Raw genomic sequence first — 22,461 nt, forward strand, 5'->3', positions numbered from 1 at the left:
GGGCGGGGTGGTCGCGGGCGGGGGCGGGGTGGGGGCGTACGGCGGGCGTACGGGAGCACGCCCGGGCCGCAGGGGCGCTCGGGGGTCACGGGGGGAGCGTCGACGGGCGGGCGGAACAGGCCGGGACATACCGGTCGACAATCGGTCGAAACGGTCGGCGGTGCGCACTGACGAGCGAATTGGCATATGACCGGGGCTTTTTCGCATTCGCTCATTTGAATGATTACGCGGGGATCACGGAGAGATCATTCATCGCGACCTCGATGAACCCGACAACGTGATAGGAATAGTTATGTTTTACGGGGGAAGCCGTGCGCCGGGCGGGTCGCCGACGTGCGCGGCCGTCGCACCGCCGTCCCCCGGGAGCGGAACGCGCGGACGACCGCGCCGGGGGGCAGGGGAATACGGGGGCATCACCACGGCGCGTCCGGGAGACCGGCGGGCCGTTCAGCAGTAACACCGGACCGACAACCGACCAGGGGTGGGAAACGTGAGCAATCCTTTCGACGACGAATTCGGGCGCTTCTTCGTGCTGGTGAACTCCGAGGCGCAGTACTCCCTCTGGCCCGCGCACCTGGACGTCCCGGGCGGCTGGGAGCAGGTGGGCGGCGAGGGGTCCCGGCAGGAGTGCCTGGACGTGATCGAGCGGGTCTGGACCGACATGCGCCCGGCCGGCCTGGTCGCGGCGATGGAGTCCGGCACCGGCTGACCCTCCCCGGATTGCCGCGTGGTGGGATTCCCCCGCGCGCACCGGATCGACCGGCGCGGGCCGGGGGCCGCGTTCCGCGGCTCCCGGCGGCATTCCCCCGCGAATTCATCGGGAATTTCTCCCCCACGGGCGTTCCCGGGCCGACCAGGCGGTCGGCCCGCGTCCGTGGTGCTCCCCGTTCACCGCTGGAAATCCCCCACCGAACCGAGGTGTCGTCGGCATGCCCGAAAACCGTCCCGTCCCGTCGGACGAGTCCGCTACCGAACTGCTGGAACTGACCGCGGCGCAGGAGGGCGTGCGGTACGGCCAGCTGCTCGACCCGGACAGTCCGAAGTACAACATCGCCGAGTGCCTGGAGATCCGCGGCGGGCTCGACGAGGAGCTGTTCGCGGTGGCGGTGGACCGGGTGCTGCACCTGTGCGACAGCGCCAACACGGTGCTGGTGGAGCGGGACGGCCGGGTCCGGCAGCGGGTGGTGCGGCCTCGGGAGCCCCGGCGGCGGCTGCGGGTGGTGGACCTGACCGGGGCGGCGGACCCGGTGGCGGCGGCGGAGCGGTACATGGCCGGGGAGACGGCCCTCGTCGACGACGTGGCGGCGCCCGCGCACCACCACGCGCTGCTGCGGCTGGGGCCGGACCTGCACTACTGGTACGTCCGCTACCACCACATCGCGGTGGACGGCCTGAGCGGCGCGGTGCTCGCGCGGGCCACCGCCGAGCTGTACACCCGGGCGGTGGGCGGCGCGGACCCGGCGGCGGTGGCGGTGCCGCCGGGCGGGCGGGCGCTGCGGGAGCTGGTGGCGGACGAGGCCGCCTACCGGGCCTCGGAGCGCTTCGCGGCGGACCGGGCGTACTGGGTGGGGCGGTTCGCGGACCGCGCGGACCAGGGGGCGGGCGGGGGCGGGCTGCTGCGCCGGCGCACCGACCGGGACGGCGGGGGCGCCGGAGGGCCGGGCGCGGGCGGGCTGCACACCGGCGAGACGCTGGCGCTGCCGGTGTTCGACGGGCTGCGGCGGCTGGCCGCGGAGAGCCGCACGACCTGGAGCGCCGTCCTGGTGGCGGCGGTGGCGGCGTACGCGGCCCGGGTCTCCGGCCGCGGGGAGGTCTGCGTGGGGCTGGCCTCGCACGGGCGCCCCGGCGGGCTGCGGGGCGCGGTCGGGATGACCGCGACGATCCTGCCGCTGCCGCTGGCCGTCGAGCCGGGCGTGACGGTCGGGGGGCTGGTGCGGGCGGTGGCCGCCGAGATGCGCGGGGCGCTGCGGCACCGGCGCTTCCCGCGCGAGCAGCTGGCCCGGGAGCTGAACCTCGCGGACGGCGGGGCGCGGCTGACCGATCTGGTGGTCAACATCATGGGGTACGACTACGCGCTGGACTTCGCGGGCAGCCCGGCCACCTCCCGGCTGCTGTCGATCGGGCCGGTCGACGACGTCTCCCTGTTCGTCTCGGAGCGCTCGGAGGGCACCGGCCCGCTGATCGGTTTCGACACCAACCCGGAGCTGTACCACCCCGAGGACGTCCGGCTGCACCAGCGGGCCGTGCTCGGCTTCCTGGCCGCGTTCGCCGCGGCGGGTACCGACGCGCCGGTGGACGGCCTGCCGCTGGTCGACGAGGGGGAGGCCCGGGAGCTGCTGGCCGGCGGGCGGGGCGCCGGACTGCCGGCCGGGGCGGCGCGGGGCGGTCTGCCGGAGGCGTTCGCCGCGCGGGCGCGCCGCCACCCGGCGGCCCCGGCGGTGCGGGACGGCGGCGCGGTGCTCTCGTACGGGGAGCTGGAGCGGGCGGCCGCCGCGCTGGGCCGGGCGCTGACCGGGTGGGGGGTGCGGGCCGAGGACGGGGTCGGCGTCCTGGTGGGGCGTTCGGCGGCGGTGGTGACGGCCTCGCTGGGCGCGGTGGTCGCGGGAGCGGCGTACGTGCCGATGGACCCGGACTGGCCCGGCGAGCGGCTGGACCGGGCGGCCGGGGTGGGCCGGGTGCGGGCCCTGGTGGTCGACGAGGCGGCGGCCGGGCGGGAGTGGGTGGCCGAGGCCGCCGGGCGGCTGCCGGTGCTGGTGGTGGACCGGCTGGGCGGCGTGCTGCGCGGCGCGCCGGAGCGTCCCGGCGCGCTGCCGGGGCCGGTGCGCGGCGACCGGCTGGCGTACACCGTGTTCACCTCGGGCTCGACCGGGCTGCCCAAGGGCGTCGGGGTCACCCACGCGGACGTGGCGGCGCTGGCGGCGGACGCGGCCTGGGCGGACGGGGCGGTGGACGCGGTGCTGATGCACTCGGCGTACGTCTTCGACGCCTCGACGCCTGCGGGTGGTCGCGGCGGGCGGCGAGGCGGCCGCGCCCGACCTGATGCGGCGGATCGCCGGGGCGGCGCCGGGCACCCGGGTGCTGCACGTGTACGGGCCGACCGAGACGACGACGTTCGCGACCCGGTACGAGGTGCGCCCGGAGGCGTCCGGGGTGCCGCCGATCGGCCGGCCGCTGGACGGGATGCGCCTGTACGTGCTGGACGCGGCGCTGCGGCCCGTCCCGCCCGGCGTGGTGGGCGAGTTGTACGTGGGCGGCGCGGGGGTGGCCCGCGGCTACCTGGGACGGCCGGACCTGACCGCGGCGCGGTTCGTCGCCGACCCGTTCGAGGGCGGCGGCGCGCGGGTGTACCGCACCGGGGACCTGGTGCGCTGGACGGCGGACGGCGACGTCGAGTACGTGGGGCGGGCGGACGGGCAGGTGAAGCTGCGCGGCTTCCGGATCGAGCCCGCGGAGGTCGAGAACGCGCTGCTGGCCCTCCCGGACGTGGACGACGCGCGGGTGCTGGTGCGCGAGGACGTCCCCGGCAACCCCCGGCTGGTCGGCTACGTGGTGCCGGCGCCCGGCGCCCGGCCGGACGGCCCCGGCCTGGCCCGCGCGCTGGGGCGGGTGCTGCCCGCGTACACGGTGCCCGGCGCGTTCGTCCTGCTGGACGCGCTGCCGCTGAACGCCAACGGCAAGGTGGACCGGCGGGCGCTGCCCGCACCGGTGGCGCCGGCCGCCCGGACCGCGCCGCGCACCGCGCGCGAGGAGGTGCTGGCGGGCCTGTTCGCCGAGGTCCTGGGCCTGGAGCGGGTCGGCGTCGACGACGACTTCTTCGCCCTGGGCGGGCACTCGCTGCTGGCCACCCGGCTGGCCGCCCGGATCCGGGCGGCCACGGGTGCCGAGGTGGGGCTGCGCGAGGTCTTCGGGCACCCGACGGTCGCCGCGCTGGCGGCCGTCCTGCGCCCTGCCGGTGCCGGTGGCCGGCCCGCGCTCGTCGCGGAGCGCAGACCCGACCCGCTGCCGCTGTCGTTCGCGCAGCAGCGGCTGTGGTTCCTCAACCGGGCGGGGGCCGCCGGTTCGGGGGCGGCCGGGGGCGCGGGCGACGACGTCTACAACGTGCCGCTGGTGCTGGCGCTGGACGGGCCGCTCGACGCGGCCGCGCTGCGGTCGGCGCTGGGCGACGTGCTGGAGCGGCACGAGAGCCTGCGGACGGTCCTCGCGGAGCGGGACGGCGTGCCCCGGCAGGTGGTGCTGGAGCCCGCCGCGGCCGCCGCGCTGGTGCCGCTGGAGGTCGACGCTCCCCCGGCGGGTGACGTGGCGGGTGACGCGGCCGGCGGGCCGGAGGACGGGCCGGTGCGGGAGTGGGTGGCCGGGGTGGTGGCGCGGTCGGCGGCGGAGCCGTTCGACCTCGCCGTCGACCTGCCGGTGCGGGCGCGGCTGCTGCGGCTGGGGCCGGAGCGGCACGTGCTGGTGCTGGTGCTGCACCACGTGGGGGCCGACGGCTGGTCGCTGGCTCCGCTGTGCCGGGACCTGGGGGCCGCGTACCGGGCCCGGACGGGCGGCGGCGGGCCCCAGTGGCCCCGGCTGCGGGTGCAGTACGCGGACTACGCGCTGTGGCAGCGGCGGCTGCTGGGCGCGGACGACGACCCGGAGGGCCTGGCCGCGCGTCAGCTCGGGTTCTGGCGCGAGGCGCTGGCCGACCTGCCGGGGCCGGTCGCGCTGCCGTGGGACCGGCCCCGTCCGGCCGTTCCCGGCCACCGGGGCGGCGCGGTGCCGTTCGAGCTGGACGCCGGGACGTACGGGCGGCTGGTGCGGCTGGCCCGGGAGAGCGGCTGCACGCCGTTCATGGTGCTGCACGCGGCGCTGGCCGTGACGCTGCACGCGCACGGCGCGGGCACCGACGTCCCGCTGGGCACCGCGCTGGCGGGGCGCACCGACGAGGCGCTGGACGAGCTGGTGGGGTTCTTCGTCAACACCGTGGTGCTGCGCGCGGACCTGTCCGGTGACCCGGGCTTCCGTGAACTGGTGCGCAGGGTGGCGGAGTTCGACCTGGCCGCGTTCGAGAACGCCGACCTGCCGTTCGAGCGGCTGGTGGAGGAGCTCAACCCGGACCGGTCCGGCGGCCACCACCCGCTGTTCCAGACCATGCTGGTGCTGCAGAGCCAGCGTCCGGCCGTGCTCGACCTGCCGGGCGTCACCGTGCGGGACCTGTCGGGGCCGCCGTCGACCAGCAAGTTCGACCTGACCTTCTCGCTCACCGAGCTGGACGGGGACGACGGGGTCCGCCTCGGCGGCCACCTGGAGTACGCCGCCGAGCTGTTCGACCGGGGGACGGCGCGGGCGCTCGCGGACCGGTTCGCCCGGGTCCTGGGCCTGGTCGCGGAGGATCCGGAGCTGACCGTCGGGATGATCGACCCGCTGGCGCCCGAGGAGCGCGCGGGGCTCCTGGCGCGGGGGCGCGGCGAGTCGCGGCCGCTGCCGGGCTCCGACGTGCCCGGGATGGTCGCCGGCCGGGCGGCCCGCACCCCCGACGCGCCCGCCGTGCGGGACGCGCGCACCCGGCTGACGTACGCCGAGCTGGACGCCCGGGCCGACGCGCTGGCGGGCGTGCTGCGCGGGCGCGGGGTGGGCGGGGGCGCGCTGGTGGCGCTGGCCTCCGCGCCGTCGGTGGAGGCGGTGGTCGCCATGCTGGCGGTGCTGCGGGCGGGCGCGGCGTACCTGCCGGTCGACCCCGGGTACCCGGCGGCGCGGATCCGGCAGATGCTGGAGGACGCCCGGCCGGTGCTGCTGCTCACCGGGACGGGCGTGCCGGCCGACCTGGCGGCGGGCCCGGTGCCCCGGCTGGCCCTGGACGCCCCGCTCCCGGAGGCGGCCGGTCCGGGAGCGGCCGGTCCGGTGGATCCGGCGGCGGCCGCGTACGTGGTCTACACCTCCGGGTCGACCGGCCGTCCCAAGGGCGTGGTCGTCCCGCACCTGGCGCTGGCCAACCACATGGCCTGGATGGCGCGCCACCTGGAGCTGGCCCCCGGCGACCGGGTGCTGGCCCGCACCTCCACCAGTTTCGACGCCTCCGTGTGGGAGCTGTGGCTGCCGTTGACCTGCGGCGCGGAGGTGTGCGTGACCCCGGCGGAGGCCAACCGGGAGCCGCGCGAGCTGCTCGACTGGATGCGTCGCTTCGACGTCACGGTGGCCCAGTTCGTGCCCTCGCACCTGGCGCTGGTCCTCGCGGAGGAGGGCGTGGAGCCCGCCGCCGCCCTGCGGGCGGTGCTGTGCGGCGGCGAGGCGCTGCCGCGGTCCCTGGCGGCGGCGGTGGCCGAGCGGTGGGGGGTGGCGGTGCACAACCTGTACGGGCCGACGGAGGTGACGATCGACGCGACGGCGCACCGGGTGGCCGGGGCGGAGCCGCCGGCGGCGGGCGGGTCGGTGCCGATCGGGCGGCCGGTGGACGGGATGCGGGCGTACGTGCTCGACGGGCGGCTGCGGCCGGTGCCGCCGGGCGTGGTCGGGGAGCTGTACCTGTCGGGGCCGAACCTGGCGCGCGGCTACCTGGGGCGGCCGGGGCTGACGGCCGGGCGCTTCGTCGCGGACCCGTTCGAGGGCGGCGGGGCGCGGATGTACCGCACCGGCGACCTGGTGCGGTGGTCGGCGGACGGGCTGCTGCACCACGTCGCGCGGGCGGACGAGCAGGTGAAGCTGCGCGGGTTCCGGGTGGAGCCGGGCGAGGTGGCGGCGGCGCTGCTGGCGCTGCCGGGGGTGTCGGCGTCCTGCGCGGTGGTGCGCGAGGACGTGCCGGGGCGGCCGCGGCTGGTGGGGTACGCCGCGGGGGCGGGGGTGTCGGGCGGGGCGCTGCGGGAGGCGCTGGCGGGGGTGCTGCCGGGGCACCTGGTGCCGGAGGCGGTGGTGGTGCTGGACGCGCTGCCGCTGCTGCCGAACGGGAAGGTGGACCGGTCGGCGCTGCCCGCGCCGCAGGACGGGCGCGGCGACGGCCGGGGCCCGCTGGGGGCGCGGGAGGAGCTGGTCGCGGGGATCTTCGCGGAGGTGCTGGAGCGTCCCGCGGTCGGGCCGGAGGAGGGGTTCTTCGAGCTGGGCGGCCACTCGCTGCTGGCGATGCGGGTGGTGGGCCGGGTGCGGGCCGTGCTGGGCGCGGACCTCGCGGTGCGGACGCTGTTCGACCACCCGACGGCGGCGGCGCTGGCCCGGGTGCTGGACCCGGCGGCGCCGCACCGGCCGCCGGTGGTGGCGGCGCGGCGGCCCGATCCGGTGCCGTTGTCGTTCGCCCAGGGGCGGCTGTGGTTCCTGAACCGGATGGAGGGCCCCGGTTCGGTCTACAACCTGCCGCTGGTGCTGGAGCTGCGCGGCGGGCTGGACCCGCGGGCGCTGCGCGGGGCGCTGCTGGACGTGGTGGAGCGGCACGAGTCGCTGCGCACGGTCTTCCCGGAGCGGGACGGCGTGCCGTACCAGCTGGTGCTGCCGGCGGCGCAGGCGGCGCCGTGTCCGCCGGTGGAGGGCGTCGCGCCGAAGGACCTGGAGGCGGCGGTGCTGGCGGCGGTCGGCGAGCCGTTCGACGTGCTGGTGGACGTGCCGTTGCGGGCCCGGTTGCTGCGGGCGGCGCCGGAGCACCACGTGCTGGTGCTGGTGCTGCACCACATCGCGGGCGACGGCTGGTCGCTGGGGCCGCTGGTGCGGGACCTGGGCGAGGCGTACCGGACCCGGCTGGCGGGCGGGGCGGCCCCGGTGGGGCGGCCGTTGCAGTACGCCGACTACGCGCTGTGGCAGCGGGAGCTGCTGCGCGGGGACGGGGAACTGCTGCGGGAGCAGCTGGCTTTCTGGCGGGGCGCGTTGGCGGGCCTGCCGGGGCTGGTGGACCTGCCGTGGGACCGGCCGCGGCCGTCGGTGGCGGATCCGCGCGGCGCGGTGGTGGAGTTCGAGGTGCCGGCCGCGCTGCACGCGGCGCTGCTGGGGCTGGCCCGGTCGGCGGGCAGCACGCTGTTCATGGTGCTGCGGGCGGCGGTGGCGACGCTGCTGCACCGGCACGGTGCCGGGGAGGACGTCCCGCTGGGGGCGCCGGTGGCGGGGCGGACGGACCCGGGGCTGGAGGACCTGGTCGGTTTCTTCGTCAACACGCTGGTGCTGCGCACCGACCTGTCGGGCGACCCGACCTTCCGCGAACTGCTGCGCCGGGTGCGGGAGTTCGACCTGGCGGCGTACGCGCACCAGGACGTGCCGTTCGAGCGGCTGGTGGAGGAGCTGAACCCGGCGCGGGCGCGGGACCACCACCCGCTGTTCCAGACCGTGGTGGTGCTGCAGAACCAGCGGGCGGCCCGGCCCGAGCTGCCGGGCCTGGCGGTGGAGCAGCGGCTGGTGCACAACGGGCTGAGCAAGTTCGACCTGACCTTCTCGTTCTCCGAGGAGGGCGCGGGGCTGTCGGCGGGGCTGGAGTACGCGACGGCGCTGTTCGACCGCTCGACCGCCGGGGCGCTGGCGACCCGGCTGGTGCGGCTGCTGGAACTGGTGGCGGCGCGGCCGGACCTGCGGCTGTCGGGGTACGACCTGCTGACGGCCGAGGAGCACCGGCGGATCGCCCGCTGGGGCACCGCCCGGGCGCTGCCGTCCGGACCGGCCGGCGACGCCGCCGTCGACGCTGCCGCCGCCGACGCCGGGACGCTGCCCGCGCTGTTCGCCCGCCGGGCGCGCTCCGCGCCGGACGCGGTGGCGGTGACGGACGGCGCGGCGGCCCTGTCGTACGCCGAACTGGACGGCCTGTCGGCCGGGTTGGCGGCGGTACTGGCCGGGCACGGGGTCGGGCCGGAGGACCGGGTGGGCGTGCTGCTGGGCCGTTCGGCGGCGGTGGTGGTGGCGTCGCTGGGCGTGGTGCGGGCGGCGGCGGCGTACGTGCCGCTGGACGCGCGCTGGCCCGGCGAGCGGCTGGACCGGGTGGCGGAGGTGGCGCGCCCGCGGCTGCTGGTGGTGGACGAGGAGACCGCGGCCGGGCCGTGGGTGGCGGGGCGCGGCCTGCCGGTGGTGGTGCTGGACCGCCTGGGCCGGGTGCTGCGCGGCGCGCCGGAGCGCCCGGGCCGTCCGGTCGTCGTGCCGGAGCCGCGGGCGCTGGCGTACGTGATGTTCACCTCGGGCTCGACCGGGCTGCCCAAGGGCGTCGGGGTCAGCCACGCGGACGTGGCGGCGCTGGCGGCGGACGCGGCCTGGGCGGACGGGGCGGTGGACGCGGTGCTGATGCACTCGGCGTACGTCTTCGACGCCTCGACTCGCGGGACTGCGGGTGGTGTGCGCGGGCGGCGAGCTGGCCTCGCCGGACGCGATGCAGCGGGTGGCGGCGACGGCGCCGGGCACCCGGGTGCTGCACGTGTACGGGCCGACCGAGACGACGACGTTCGCGACCCGGTACGAGGTGCGGCCGGAGGCGTCGGGGCCGCCGCCGATCGGCCGGCCGCTGGACGGGATGCGGCTGCACGTGCTGGACGGGGCGCTGAACCCGGTGGCGCCGGGCGTGGTGGGCGAGCTGTACCTGGCGGGCCGGGGCGTGGCGCGCGGCTACCTGGGGCGGCCGGGCGCGACGGCGGACCGCTTCGTGGCGGACCCGTTCGCGGCGGACGGCTCCCGGATGTACCGCACCGGGGACCTGGTGCGCTGGACGGCGGACGGCGAGGTGGCGTACGTCGCGCGGGCGGACGGGCAGGTGAAGCTGCGCGGTTACCGGGTCGAGCCGGGCGAGATCGAGGGCGTGCTGGCGGGCCTGCCGGAGGTCGCGGACGCGTTCGTGCTGGTGCGCGAGGACGTGCCGGGCGACCGGCGGCTGGTGGCGTACGTGGTGCCGGCGGCCGGGGCGCGCCCCGGTCCGGCGGCGCTGGCGGGCGCGGTGGGCCGGATCCTGCCCGGGTACATGGTGCCGTCGGCGGTGGTGGTGCTGGACGCGTTCCCGCTGAACCCGAACGGGAAGGTGGACCGGGCGGCGCTGCCCGCGCCGGCCGAGGACGGGCCGCGGCGCGGCCGGGCCCCGCGCACCCCGCGCGAGGAGCTGGTCTGCGGCCTGTTCGCGGACCTGCTGGGCCGGGCGTCGGTGGGCGCGGACGACGACTTCTTCGCCCTGGGCGGGCACTCGCTGCTGGCCACCCGGCTGGCCGCCCGGCTGCGCGCGGCGCTGGACGTGGACGCCGGGGTGCGCACGGTCTTCGAGCACCCGACGCCGGCCCGGCTGGCGGCCGCGCTGGACGGCACCCGGGCGTCGCGTCCTCGGCTGGAGCGGGCGGCGCGCCGACCGGAGGCGGTGCCGCTGTCGTACGCGCAGCAGCGCCTGTGGTTCCTGCACCGCTTCGAGGGGCCGAGCCCGACGTACAACGTGCCGCTGGTGCTGCGCCTGACCGGTCCGCTGGACGCGGCCGCGCTGGAGCGGGCGCTGCGGGACGTGGTGGAGCGGCACGAGGCGCTGCGCACGGTCTTCCCCGAGACGGGGGGCGTGCCGCGCCAGCTGGTGCTGGACGCGGCGGGCGCGGACCTGGACCTGACGCCCCGGGACGTCGACCCGCGGCGGCTGGACGAGCTGCTGTCCGCGGAGACCGCGCACGCCTTCGACGTGGCCGTCGAACGCCCGGTGCGGGCCCGGCTGCTGCGCACGGGGGCGCGGGAGCACGTGCTGGTGCTGCTGGTGCACCACATCGCGGGCGACGGCTGGTCGCTGGCGCCGCTGGCCCGGGAGCTGGGCGAGGCGTACCGGGCCCGCTCGGCGGGCCGGGCGCCGGAGTGGGCCGAGCTGCCGGCGCAGTACGCCGACTACACGCTGTGGCAGCGCGCCCTGCTGGGCGACGAGGCCGACCCGGGAAGCCTGGCGGCGCGTCAGCTCGCCTTCTGGGAGGAGGCGTTGGAGGGCCTGCCGGAGGTGCTGGAGCTGCCGCTGGACCGGCCCCGGCCGGCCGCGGCCTCGTACCGGGGCGACGCGTTCGCCGTCCCGGTGGACGAGGACGTCCACCGGGCGCTGGACGGCCTGGCCCGGGCCCGGGGGTGCAGCCTGTTCATGGTGCTGCAGGCCGCGCTGGCGGCGCTGCTGCGGGCCCACGGCGCCGGGGAGGACGTCCCGCTGGGCACGCCGGTGGCGGGCCGCACCGACGAGGCGCTGGACGGCCTGGTCGGCTTCTTCGTCAACACGCTGGTGCTGCGCACCGACCTGTCCGGCGACCCGACCTTCGAGCAGGTCCTGGACCGGGTCCGGGAGTTCGACCTGGCGGCGTACGCGCACCAGGACGTGCCGTTCGAGCGGCTGGTGGACGCGCTGGAGCCGGAGCGGACCGAGAGCCGCCACCCGCTGTTCCAGGTGATGCTGGTGCTGCAGAACAACGCGGACGCGGAGCTCGACCTGCCGGGCCTGGCGGTCGCGCAGCAGCCGGTGCGCACCGGCGTGAGCAAGTTCGACCTGACCTTCTCGTTCACCGAGCGCCGGGACGGCCGGGGGCGCCCGCTGGGCCTGGACGGGACGCTGGAGTTCGCCACCGACCTGTTCGACCCGGCGACGGCCCGGGCGCTGGCGGTCCGGCTGGTGCGGCTGCTGGGCGTGCTGGCCGGGGACCCGGCGCGGCGGGTGCGGGCCGTCGAGGTGCTGGACGGCGCGGAGCGGGCCGCGCTGGCGGCCGCCGCGCACGGGGCGGTCCGGGCGGGGGCCGGGCGGTCGGTGCCGGAGGCGTTCCGCGCCCAGTGCGCGCGCACGCCGGACGCGGTCGCCGTGCTGGACGGCGCGCGGAGCCTGAGCTTCGCGGCGCTGGACGCCCGCTCCGACGCGGCCGCCCGGCTGCTGCGCGGGCGCGGGGTGGGCCGGGGCGACGTGGTCGCGCTGGCCCTGCCGGGCACGGTGGAGCAGGTGGTGGCGATGCTGGCGGTCGTCAAGGCGGGCGCGGCCTGGCTGCCGCTGGACCCACGCTACCCGGCGGCCCGGCTGCGCTTCGTGGTCGAGGACGCCGGGCCGGTGCTGCTGGTGACGGCGGCGGCGTTCCTGTCCGGGCTGTCCGGCCTGTCCGAACTGACCGGGCTGCCGGTGCTGGTGCTGGACGAGGCGGCCCTCGCGGCGGCGCCGGTGGACGTGCCGCTGCCGGAGCCGGGGCCGCTGGACGCCGCGTACGTGATCCACACCTCGGGCTCCACCGGCCGCCCCAAGGGCGTGGTGGTGCCGCACGGCGCGCTGGTCAACCACATGGCGTGGCTGGCCGGGCACCTGGAGCTGACCGACCGGGACCGGGTGCCGGCCCGGACCTCGCCGAGCTTCGACGCCTCGGTGTGGGAGACCTGGCTGCCGCTGCTGCACGGCGGCGCGACCTGCCCGGTGCCGCCGGAGCTGGACCACGACCCGGCGGGCCTGCTGGCCCGGATGCGCGAACTGGACGTGACGCTCGCCCAGTTCGTGCCCTCGCTGCTGAACCTGGTGCTCGGCGAGACGGCCGGCCGCGAGCAGCCGCCGGCCGCGCTGCGGGCGGTGCTGTGCGGCGGCGAGCCGCTGACGGCCGCGCTGGCCGGGCGGGCGGCGCGGGCCTGGGGCGTCGCGGTGCACAACCTGTACGGGCCGACCGAGGCGACCGTCGACGCCACCGCGCACCGCTGGCGGCCGGAGGTGGACGGGGCGGGCGGCGTGCCGCTGGGCGCGCCGGTGGACAACACCTCGGCGTACGTCCTGGACGAGGACCTGCGGCCCGTCCCGCCGGGCGTGCTGGGCGAGCTGTACCTGGCCGGGGCGGGCCTGGCCCGCGGCTACCTGGGGCGGCCGGGGCTGACGGCCGAACGCTTCGTGGCCTGCCCGTTCGGCGCCCCCGGCGAACGGATGTACCGCACCGGCGACCTGGTGCGCCGGGGCCCGGACGGGCTGCTGCGCTACGCGGGCCGGGCGGACGACCAGGTCAAGCTGCACGGCCTGCGGATCGAGCCGGGCGAGGTGGAGGCGGCGCTGACCGCGCTGGACGGGGTGGCGGCGGCCTGCGTGCTGGTGCGCGGCGGGCGGCTGGTGGCGTACCTGGTGCCGGGCCCGGACCCGCTCTCCGACGCCGAACTTCGGGCCCGGCTGGCGGAGGCGCTGCCGCCCTCGCTGGTGCCGTCGGTGTTCGTGCCCCTGGCGGCGCTGCCGCTGCTGCCCAACGGCAAGACCGACCGGCGGGCGCTGCCCGACCCCGTCCTCCCCGAGCGGTCGGCGGGCGGGGAGGGGCGGGAGCTGACGGCGGACGAGCGGGTGCTGTGCGAGGTGTTCGCGGCGGTGCTGCGGGTGCCGGAGGTCCGTCCCGACGACGACTTCTTCGCGCTGGGCGGTGACAGCATCCTCTCCATCCAGCTGGTCAGCCGGGCCCGCGAGGCCGGGCTGCGGATCACCCCGCGCGAGGTGTTCCTGCACCGCACGCCGGAGGCGGTGGCGGCGGTGGCCGGATCCGCCGCCGAGGGCGGCGCGGCCCCGGCGCGGGCGCAGGACGGCACGGGGACGATGCCGCCGACGCCGATCGCGGCCTGGTTCCTGGAGCGGCCGGGCCCCACCGACGGCTACAACCAGTCCGCGGTGCTGCGCACTCCGGCGGGCGCGGACCGGGAGCGGCTGGCGGCCGCGCTCCAACTGCTGGTCGACCACCACGACGTGCTGCGGATGCGGGTGGTGCGCGCGGCGGACGGCCCGGCGGGTGGCGGGGCGCTGCTGGAGGTGTTGCCGCGCGGCGCGGTGCCGGTCGCGCCCCGGCTGGAGCGGGTGGACGTCGCGGGCCTGGACGAGGAGCGGGTGCGCGCCGTCCTCGCGGAGGCGGGCGAGCGGGCCCGGCGGCGGCTGCGGCCGGCGGACGGGCGGGTGTTCGAGGCGGTGTGGTGCGACGCGGGCGCGGCGGCGCGCGGCCGGCTGCTGCTGGTGGTGCACCACCTGGCGGTGGACGCGGTGTCCTGGCGGATCCTGGTCGAGGACCTGGCCACGGCCTGGCGCGCGGTCGCCGACGGGACGGCGGCGGCGCTGCCGCCGGTCGGCACGCCGTACCGCGCCTGGGCCCGGCTGCTGGCCGAGCAGGGCGCGAGCGGCGCCCGGACGGACGAGCTGCCGCTGTGGGAGGCGGCGACGGCGGCGCGGCCGGGCGGCCCGGCGCTGGACCCGTCCCGCGACACGGCCGGGCGGACCGGGACGCTGACGACCCGTCCGGCGGCCGGACGCACGCGGGAGCTGCTGACCACCGCGCCGCAGGCGTTCCACGCCGGGGTGGACGACGTCCTGCTGACGGCGCTCGCGCTGGCGGTGCGCTCGCGGCGCGTCGAGGACGCGGACGGCCCGGGCGGGGTGCTGGTGGGCCTGGAGAGCCACGGGCGCGAGCAGCTCGCCGAGGGGCTGGACCTGTCGCGGACGGTGGGCTGGTTCACCAGCCTGTACCCGGTGCTGCTGGATCCGGGGCCGCTGGATCCGCGCGACCCGGGCCGCTTCGACGCGGGCCTGGTGGACCGGGCGGTGAAGAACGTCAAGGAGCAGCTGCGCGCGGTGCCGGACCGCGGCGTCGGGTACGGGGTGCTGCGGCACCTGGACCCGGCGGCCCGGGAGCGGCTGGCGGGCGGCGCGGGCCCGCGGATCGGCTTCAACTACCTGGGCCGGTACCCGGCGCCCGGCTCGGGTCCGGCGGCGGACTGGGAGGTGCTGCCGGACGGCGGCGCGCCCGCCGCGGCCGACCCGGGGATGCCGGTGCACCACGTGCTGGACATCAACGCGCACACCGAGGACGGGCCGGACGGGCCGTGCCTGCACGTCCGCTGGACGTGGGCCGCCGACCTGCTCGCCGAGGCGGACGTGGCCGCGCTCGCCGGGGCCTTCGACCGGGCGCTGCGCGCGATCGCGGAGCACTCCGCGCAGCCCGACGCGGGCGGCTGGACGCCGTCCGACCTCCCCCTGGTCTCCCTGGACCAGGCCCAGCTCGACCGACTGAAGAACAAGTGGGGTGGACGCGCATGACCGGGTTCCAGTTGGAGGACGTACTGCCGCTGACGCCGTTGCAGGCGGGCATGCTCTTCCACGCGCTGTACGACTCCGCGGCGGTGGACGTGTACACCTCCCAGTTCGTGCTGTCCCTGGAGGGCGGGGTCGACGCGGAGGTGCTGCGGGCGGCGCTGGGGGCGCTGCTGCGGCGGCACGCCAACCTGCGGGCGGGGTTCCTGCACGAGGACCTGGACCAGCCGGTGCAGGCGGTGGCGGCCGAGGTGCCGGTGCCGCTGGTCGAGCGGGACCTCGCGGCCGGCGGCGGCGACCCCGAGGAGCGGCTGCGGGCGTTCCTCGCCGAGGACCGGGTGCGCCGCTTCGACCTGGCCGAGCCGCCGCTGATGCGCTTCGCGCTGCTGCGCACCGGCGAGGACCGCCACCGGCTGGTGGTCACCAGCCACCACCTGCTGCTGGACGGCTGGTCGGTGCCGCTGCTGCTGCGCGAGCTGTTCGAGCTGTACGCGCGGCGGGGCGACGCGTCCGGCCTGCCGCGGGTCGCCCCGTACCGGAACTACCTGGCCTGGCTGGCCGGGCAGGACCGGGACGCCGCGCTGGCGGCGTGGCGCTCCGCGCTGGCCGGGGTGGAGGGGCCGACGCTGCTGGCGGGCCGGACGGCGGCCGCGGCGCACGCGGGCGAGCTGCCCGGGGCGGTGGTGCTGGAGCTGGACGAGGCGCTGGCCGACCGGCTGCGGGCCACCGCCCGGGCGCACCGGCTGACCCTGAACACCCTGGTGCAGGGCGCCTGGGGGCTGCTGCTGTCCCGGCTGACCGGCCGCTCCGACGTGCTGTTCGGGACGACGGTGTCGGGCCGGCCGCCGGAGCTGCCGGGCGTGGAGTCGATGATCGGCCTGTTCATCAACACGGTGCCGGTGCGGCTGGCGGTGCGCCCCGGGGAGAGCCTGGCCGCGCTGCTGGCCCGGTTGCAGGACGAGCAGGGCGCGCTGCTGGGCAGCCAGCACGTCGGGCTGAGCGACGTCCGGGCGCTCACCGGGCTGGACGAGCTGTTCGACACCCTGGCGGTGTTCGAGAACTACCCGCTGGACCGGGAGGGGCTGCGGGCGGCCGGCCGGGAGTCGGCGGGCGGCCTCGTGGTGACCGGGATGACGGGCGCGGACGCCGCGCACTACCCGCTGACGCTGACCGTCGCCCCGGGCCGGACGCTGCGCTTCACCTTCGCCTTCCGCCCGTCCGTCTTCGACCGGGCCGTGGTCGAGCGGGTGGCGGACCGGCTGCGGCTGCTGCTGTCCGCGATGGCCGGGGACCTGGAGGTGCGGGCCGACGCGGTGCCGGTGCTGTTGGACGGCGAGGGCGGGGCGCTGCTGGCCCGGGGCACGGGCGCGCCGCTGCCCGCCGCCGTCGTCGGCGACCTGGCGGCGGCCGTGGCCCGGGTGGCGGCCGAGCGGCCGGACGCGGTGGCGGTGGGCGGCGTCGGCGAGCACCTGACCTACCGGCAGCTGGACGCGGTCGCCGACGACCTGGCGGGGGCGCTGGCCGGTCTGGGCGCGGCCCCGGAGGAGGGCGTGGGGCTGCTGCTGGGCCGCTCGGCGGCGCAGGTCGCGGCGCCGCTGGCGGTGCTGCGGGCGGGGGCGGCGTACGTGCCGCTGGATCCGCGCTGGCCGGCCGAGCGGCTGTCGGCGGTGGCCGCGGCGGCGGCGCCCCGGCTGCTGGTGGTGGACGCGGCGGGCGCCGCGCACCCGTGGGTGCGCGCGCTGGGCCCCGGGGTGCGGGTGCTGACCGTGGACGGCGCGGGCCGGGTGCTGGAGGGCGCCCCGGCCGTGCCCGGGCCGCTGCCGGGCCCGGCGGACGGCGGGCGGCTGGCGTACGTGATGTTCACCTCGGGCTCGACCGGCCGCCCCAAGGGCGTGGGCGTCACGCACGGCGACGTCGCCGCGCTGGCCGCGGACCGCACCTGGGACGAGGACGGCGCGGGCGGGGCGGTGCTGCTGCACTCGGCGTACGCCTTCGACGCGGCGACCTTCGAGCTGTGGGTGCCGCTGCTGCGCGGCGGGCGGGTGGTGCCGGCCCCGGAGGGGGTGCTGCAGCCCGCGGCGCTGCGGGAGGCGGTCGTCCGGGACGGGGTGCGGGCCGCGTTCTTGACCACGGCGCTGTTCAACGTGGTCGCCGAGACCGATCCGGGCGCGCTGGGCCTGCTGCGGCTGGTGGCCTCGGGCGGGGAGGCGGCGGCGCCGGGGGTGTTGCAGCGGCTGGCGGCGGCGTACCCGGGCACCCGGGTGCTGAACGCGTACGGGCCGACCGAGGCGACCACCTTCGCCCTGCTGCACCGGGTGGGCCCCGGGGACGGGCCGGAGGGGGTGCCGCCGGTCGGCGGGCCGCTGGACGGGGTGCGGGCGCTGGTGCTGGACGGTGCGCTGCGGCCGGTGCCGGAGGGCGCGGAGGGCGAGCTGTACCTGGCCGGGCCGGGGGTGGCGCGCGGCTACCTGGGGCAGCCGGGGCTGACCGCCGCCCGGTTCGTCGCCGACCCCTTCGACCCGTCCGGCGGGCGGATGTACCGCACCGGGGACGTGGTGCGGTGGGGGGCGCGGGGCCTGGAGTACGTGGGGCGGGCCGACCAGCAGGTGAAGTTGCGCGGGCACCGGATCGAACCGGGCGAGGTGGAGGCGGTGCTGCGGGCCCACCCGTCGGTGCGGGCGGCGTGCGTGCTGGTGCGCGAGGACCTGCCGGGCGACCGGGCGCTGGTGGCGTACGTCGTCCCGGCGGCCGGGCGGGTCGCGGACCCGGCGGCGCTGGTGGCGCACGCGGGGCGGCTGCTGCCCGCGTTCACGGTGCCCTCGGCGGTGCTGGTGCTGGAGGCGCTGCCGCTGACGGCCAACGGGAAGCTCGACCGGGCCGCGCTGCCCGCGCCGGGCGCCGGGGCCGTCCGGGCGGCGGGGCGGGCGCCGCGCGAGGGGCGGGAGGAGATCCTGGCCGGGCTGTTCGCCGAGACGCTGGGGGTGGACCGGGTCGGCGCGGACGACAACTTCTTCGCGCTGGGCGGCAACTCGCTGCTGGCGACGCTGCTGGTGGGCCGGATCCGTTCGGCGCTGGACGCGGAGGCCCAGATCCGCACCCTGTTCGAGCACCCGACCGTCGCCGCGCTGGCCGCGGCGCTGCGGGACGCCGGCCGGCCGACCCGTCCGGCGCTGCGCCCGGGGCCGCGCCCGGCGCTGGTGCCGCTGTCGCACGCCCAGCGGCGGCTGTGGTTCCTGCACCGGATGGACGGGCCGTCCGCGACGTACCACATCCCGTTCGCGGTGCGCCTGGACGGCGTCCTGGACGTGGACGCGCTGCGGCTGGCCTGCGCGGACGTGGTGGCCCGGCACTCGGCGCTGCGCACGCTCTTCCCGATGGACGGCGACGGCCCGGTGCAGCGGGTCGTGGCGCCGGGGGCGGTGCGGCTGCCGTTCGCGGTGGAGGACGTGGAGCCGGGCAAGTGCGCCGACCGGATCGCCGCGGCGGTGGCCGAGCCGATCGACGTGGAGCGCGAACTGCCGCTGCGGGCGGTGCTGCTGCGCCTCGCGGCGGACGCGCACGTGCTGGTCCTGGTGGTGCACCACATCGCGGCGGACGGTTCCTCGCTGGCGCCGCTCTTCCGCGACCTGGGCGCCGCCTACCGGGAGCGGCTGGCCGGGGCGGCGCCGTCCTGGGGGCCGCCGCCGGTCGACTACGTCGACTACACGCTCTGGCAGCACGCGCTGCTGGGCGGGGAGGACGGTCCGGACGGCCTGCTCCACACGCAACTGGCTTACTGGCGCGAGGCGTTGGCTGGGCTGCCGGAGCGGGTCGAGCTGCCCGTGGACCGGCCGCGGCCGGCCGGGGGCGGGCACGAGGGCGCCACGCACCGCTTCGCGGTCGACGCCGCCACCGGACGGGCGCTCGCCGCGCTGGCCCGCTCGGCCCGGTGCAGCGAGTTCATGGTGCTCCAGGCCGCGCTGGCGCTGCTGCTGTCGCGGCACGGCGCCGGGGAGGACGTCCCGCTGGGCACCGCGGTGGCCGGGCGCACCGACGAGGCGACGGTCGACCTGGTGGGCTTCTTCGTCAACACCCTGGTGCTGCGCACCGACCTGTCGGGCGATCCGACGTTCCGTGAACTGCTGGACCGGGTCAAGGAGTCCGACCTCGCCGCGTACGCCCACCAGGACGTGCCGTTCGAGCGGCTGGTGGAGCTGCTGAACCCGCCGCGGGCCGGGCACCACCCGCTGTTCCAGACCATGCTGGTGCTGCAGAACCACTCCCCCGCCGCGCCGGTCGAGCTGCCGGGCCTGCGGGTCGAGCCGGTGCCGGTGGACCTGGGTGCCGGCAAGTTCGACCTGTCCTTCACCTTCGCGGCCGACCCCGGTGCGGACGGCGGCTTCCTGGCCACCGTCGACTACGCGACCGCGCTGTTCGACGCCGGCACCGTCGCCGCGCTGGCGGAGCGGCTGGTGCGGCTGCTGCGGGCGGTCACGGCCGACCCGGGCCTGCCGCTGCACGCGTACGGGGTGCTCGACCCGGACGAGCGGGCCCGGCTGGAGCGCTGGGGCACCGGCCCGGACGCCGACCTGCCCGGCCCGGCCTTCCCGGAGCTGTTCGCCGCGCAGGTGCGCCGCACGCCCGACGCCCCGGCGGTCCGCGACCCGCGCGCCGTGCTGACCTACCGCGAGCTGGACGCCCGCGCCGACGCGCTGGCCCGGCGGCTGGTGGCGCACGGCGTCGGCCCGGAGGACCGGGTCGCCGTGGCGCTGCCCCGCGACGGCGGCCTGGTGGTGGCGCTGCTGGCCGTCCTGAAGGCGGGCGCGGCCTACCTGCCGCTGGACACCGCCTACCCGGCCGCCCGGCTCGCCTACATGCTGGCGGACGCCGCGCCCCGGCTGCTGCTGACCACGTCCGGGGTGCGCCGGGGCCTGCCGCCCTCGGACGTGCCGCACCTGGACCCGCAGGAGGTGCCCGCGGCGTCGGCGGCGCCGGCGCCGCTGCCGCCGGTGGACCCGGCGCACCCCGCGTACGTGATCTACACCTCGGGGTCCACCGGCCGTCCCAAGGGCGTGGTGGTCACCCACCGGGGCGTGGCGGCGCTGGCCGCGACGCAGCGCGGGCGGCTGCGGGTGACGGCGGACAGCCGGGTGCTGCAGCTGGCGTCGGTGAGTTTCGACGCCGCGTTCTGGGAGCTGTGCATGGCCCTGCTGTCGGGGGCCTGCCTGGAGCTGGACGACCGGGAGGCGCTGCTGCCGGGCCCGGCGCTGGCGGAGCGGGTGCGCGCGCACGGCGTCACCCACCTGACGCTGCCGCCGGCCGCGCTCGCGGTGCTGCCGCCGGACTCGCTCCCGGCCGGGACGACCCTGGTGCTGGCGGGCGAGGCCTGCCCGCCCGCGCTGGCCCGCTCCTGGGCGCGGGGGCGGTTCCTGGTCAACGCGTACGGCCCGACCGAGACCACGGTGTGCGCCACCATGAGCGGCTTCCAGGCCGCCGACGGCCCGCTCGCGCCGGAGCGCACCGTGCCGGTCGGCGGCCCGGTCGACGGCGCCCGGGTGCGGGTGCTGGACGCCCGGCTGACGCCCGTCCCGCCGGGCGTGGTGGGCGAGTTGTACGTGTCGGGCGCGGGCCTGGCGCGCGGCTACCTGGGGCGGCCGGGGCTGACCGCCGCCCGGTTCGTCGCCGACCCCTTCGACCCGTCCGGCGGCCGGATGTACCGCACCGGCGACCTGGCCCGCTGGGGCCGGGACGGGCAGCTGGAGTACGTCGGGCGGGTGGACGAGCAGGTCAAGCTGCGCGGGTTCCGGATCGAGCCGGGCGAGGTGGAGGCGGCGCTGACCGCGCTGCCGGGCGTGGCCGCGGCCTGCGTGCTGGTCCGGGAGGACCGTCCGGGCGACCGGCGCCTGGTGGCGTACACCGTGGGCGGGGACGGGCCGGAGGCGCTGCGGGCGCGGCTGGCGCAGGTGCTGCCCGAGCACCTGGTGCCCGCCGCGTTCGTGCCCCTGGACGCGCTGCCGGTGACGCCGAACGGCAAGGTCGACCGGCGGGCGCTGCCCGCGCCCCTGGTCCCGGCGGCGGCCGGGCGGGGGCCGCGCACGGAGCGGGAGCGGGTGCTGTGCGAGGTGTTCGCGGAGACCCTCGGCGTGCCGGAGGTCGGGGTCGCGGACGACTTCTTCGCGCTGGGCGGGCACTCGCTGCTGGCGGTGGCGCTGGCCCGGCGGATCGAGGAGCGCTGCGGGCGGCGGCTGTCGCTGCGGGCGCTGTTCGCGGCGCCGACGGTGGAGGGCGTCGGCCGGCTGCTGGACGGGCCGGTCGACGGGCCGGGGGCGGCCCGTCGCGCGGAGGCGGTCGACTGGGCGGCCGAGGTCCGGCTCGCGCCGGACGTCACCGCCGCCCGCCGGAGGCCGGCCCGCCCCTCCCCCGTGCCGCTGCTGACGGGCGCCTCCGGGTTCCTCGGCGCGTTCCTGCTGCGCGACCTGCTGGAGCTGACCGGCGGCCCGGTCGACTGCCTGGTGCGGGCCTCCGACGAGCAGGACGGGGCCCGGCGGCTGGAGGAGAACCTGCGCCGGTACGGCCTGTGGCGGGAGGGCTACCGGCCCCTGGTGCGGGCCGTCCCCGGCGACCTGGGCGCACCGGGCCTGGGCCTGGACCCGGGTGCCCGGGCGGCGCTGCTGCGCCGGCTCGGACCGGTGCTGCACAACGGCGCCCGGGTGAACTTCGCGGCCGGCTACCGGGAGCTGCGGGCGGCGAACGTCGGCGGCACCGAGGAGCTGCTGCGCCTGCTGGCGGAGTCCGGCTCGCCCGGTCTGCACCACGTGTCGACCACCGGCGTCTACCCGCCGGTCGGCGCCCCGGCGGCCGGTGCCCCGGCGGCCGTCACCGAGGGCACCCCGACCGGGCCGGTCGAGGCGCTGCCGGACGGGTACGCGCGGAGCAAGTGGGTGGCCGAGGGCCTGGTCGTGCTGGCGCGCGGACGCGGCCTGCCGGTGGCCGTGCACCGTCCGGGCCGGATCAGCGGCGACACGACGAACGGCGCCTGCCAGGACCGCGACCTGCTCTGGCAGCTGATCAAGGGCTGCCTGCAGGCCGGCGCCGTCCCCGACCTTCCGGCCGGCTCCACCGGCTGGGTGCCGGTGGACTACGTCAGCGCCGCGGTCACCGCCCTGGTCGGCGCCGGCCGCACGGGGACCTTCCACCTCACCCACCCCGACCCTCCGGGCCTGGACCGGGTGTTCGCCGTCGCCGAGACCCTCGGCTACCGGCTGCGCACCCTGCCCGCCGAGCAGTGGCGCGCGGCCGTCGCGGCCCGCCACGACAACGCCGCGCAGCTGTTCCTCGGCGAGGGGGGGACGTCCGACGCGGCGCCGGCGGCCGCGCGCCGCTTCGACTCCCGCCGCACGGCCGGGGAGGCGGCGGAGCTGGGCGTGCGGCTGCCCGTGCTGACCGACGAGGTCCTGGTGCGCTACCTGGCCTACTTCCGGGAGACGGGGTTCCTCCCCGCGCCGTGAGGCGGCGGACGGGGGCCCCGGAGCCGGGGCGGTCGGCGTTGCCCGGCCGCC

3 protein-coding genes and 2 pseudogenes are annotated in these 22,461 nt (G+C 78.4%); all 5 read left to right on the plus strand.

All coding sequences use genetic code 11. The features are described 5' to 3' along the window. Positions 1–490 precede the first annotated feature (490 nt). Positions 491–709 (plus strand): MbtH family protein, encoded by a 219-nt coding sequence (locus tag OO48_RS25200; RefSeq protein WP_033220196.1) that lies wholly within the window; start codon positions 491–493, stop codon positions 707–709. 220 nt (positions 710–929) lie between these two features. Continuing rightward, a pseudogene (locus OO48_RS40140) lies at positions 930–2,925 on the plus strand (condensation domain-containing protein); the annotation flags it as partial. A gap of 114 nt (positions 2,926–3,039) precedes the next feature. Further along, positions 3,040–9,181: pseudogene (locus OO48_RS40145) on the plus strand (amino acid adenylation domain-containing protein); the annotation flags it as partial. A gap of 78 nt (positions 9,182–9,259) precedes the next feature. Then, a complete protein-coding gene (locus OO48_RS40150) occupies positions 9,260–14,929 on the plus strand; it encodes a non-ribosomal peptide synthetase (RefSeq protein ID WP_245194793.1) in 5,670 nt (1,889 codons plus the stop codon). Next, a complete protein-coding gene (locus tag OO48_RS25210) occupies positions 14,926–22,410 on the plus strand; it encodes a non-ribosomal peptide synthetase (protein ID WP_033220198.1) in 7,485 nt (2,494 codons plus the stop codon). The genes OO48_RS40150 and OO48_RS25210 overlap by 4 nt, the downstream gene beginning before the upstream one ends. Positions 22,411–22,461: the final 51 nt, after the last annotated feature.

The sequence above is a fragment of the Kitasatospora phosalacinea genome (assembly GCF_000716545.1).
Lineage (GTDB): Bacteria > Actinomycetota > Actinomycetes > Streptomycetales > Streptomycetaceae > Kitasatospora > Kitasatospora phosalacinea.

Bases quoted from the DNA above. Each gene is read 5' to 3' on its own strand.
- OO48_RS25210 (WP_033220198.1), top strand. From the start codon at position 14,926: ATGACCGGGTTCCAGTTGGAGGACGTACTGCCGCTGACGCCGTTGCAG.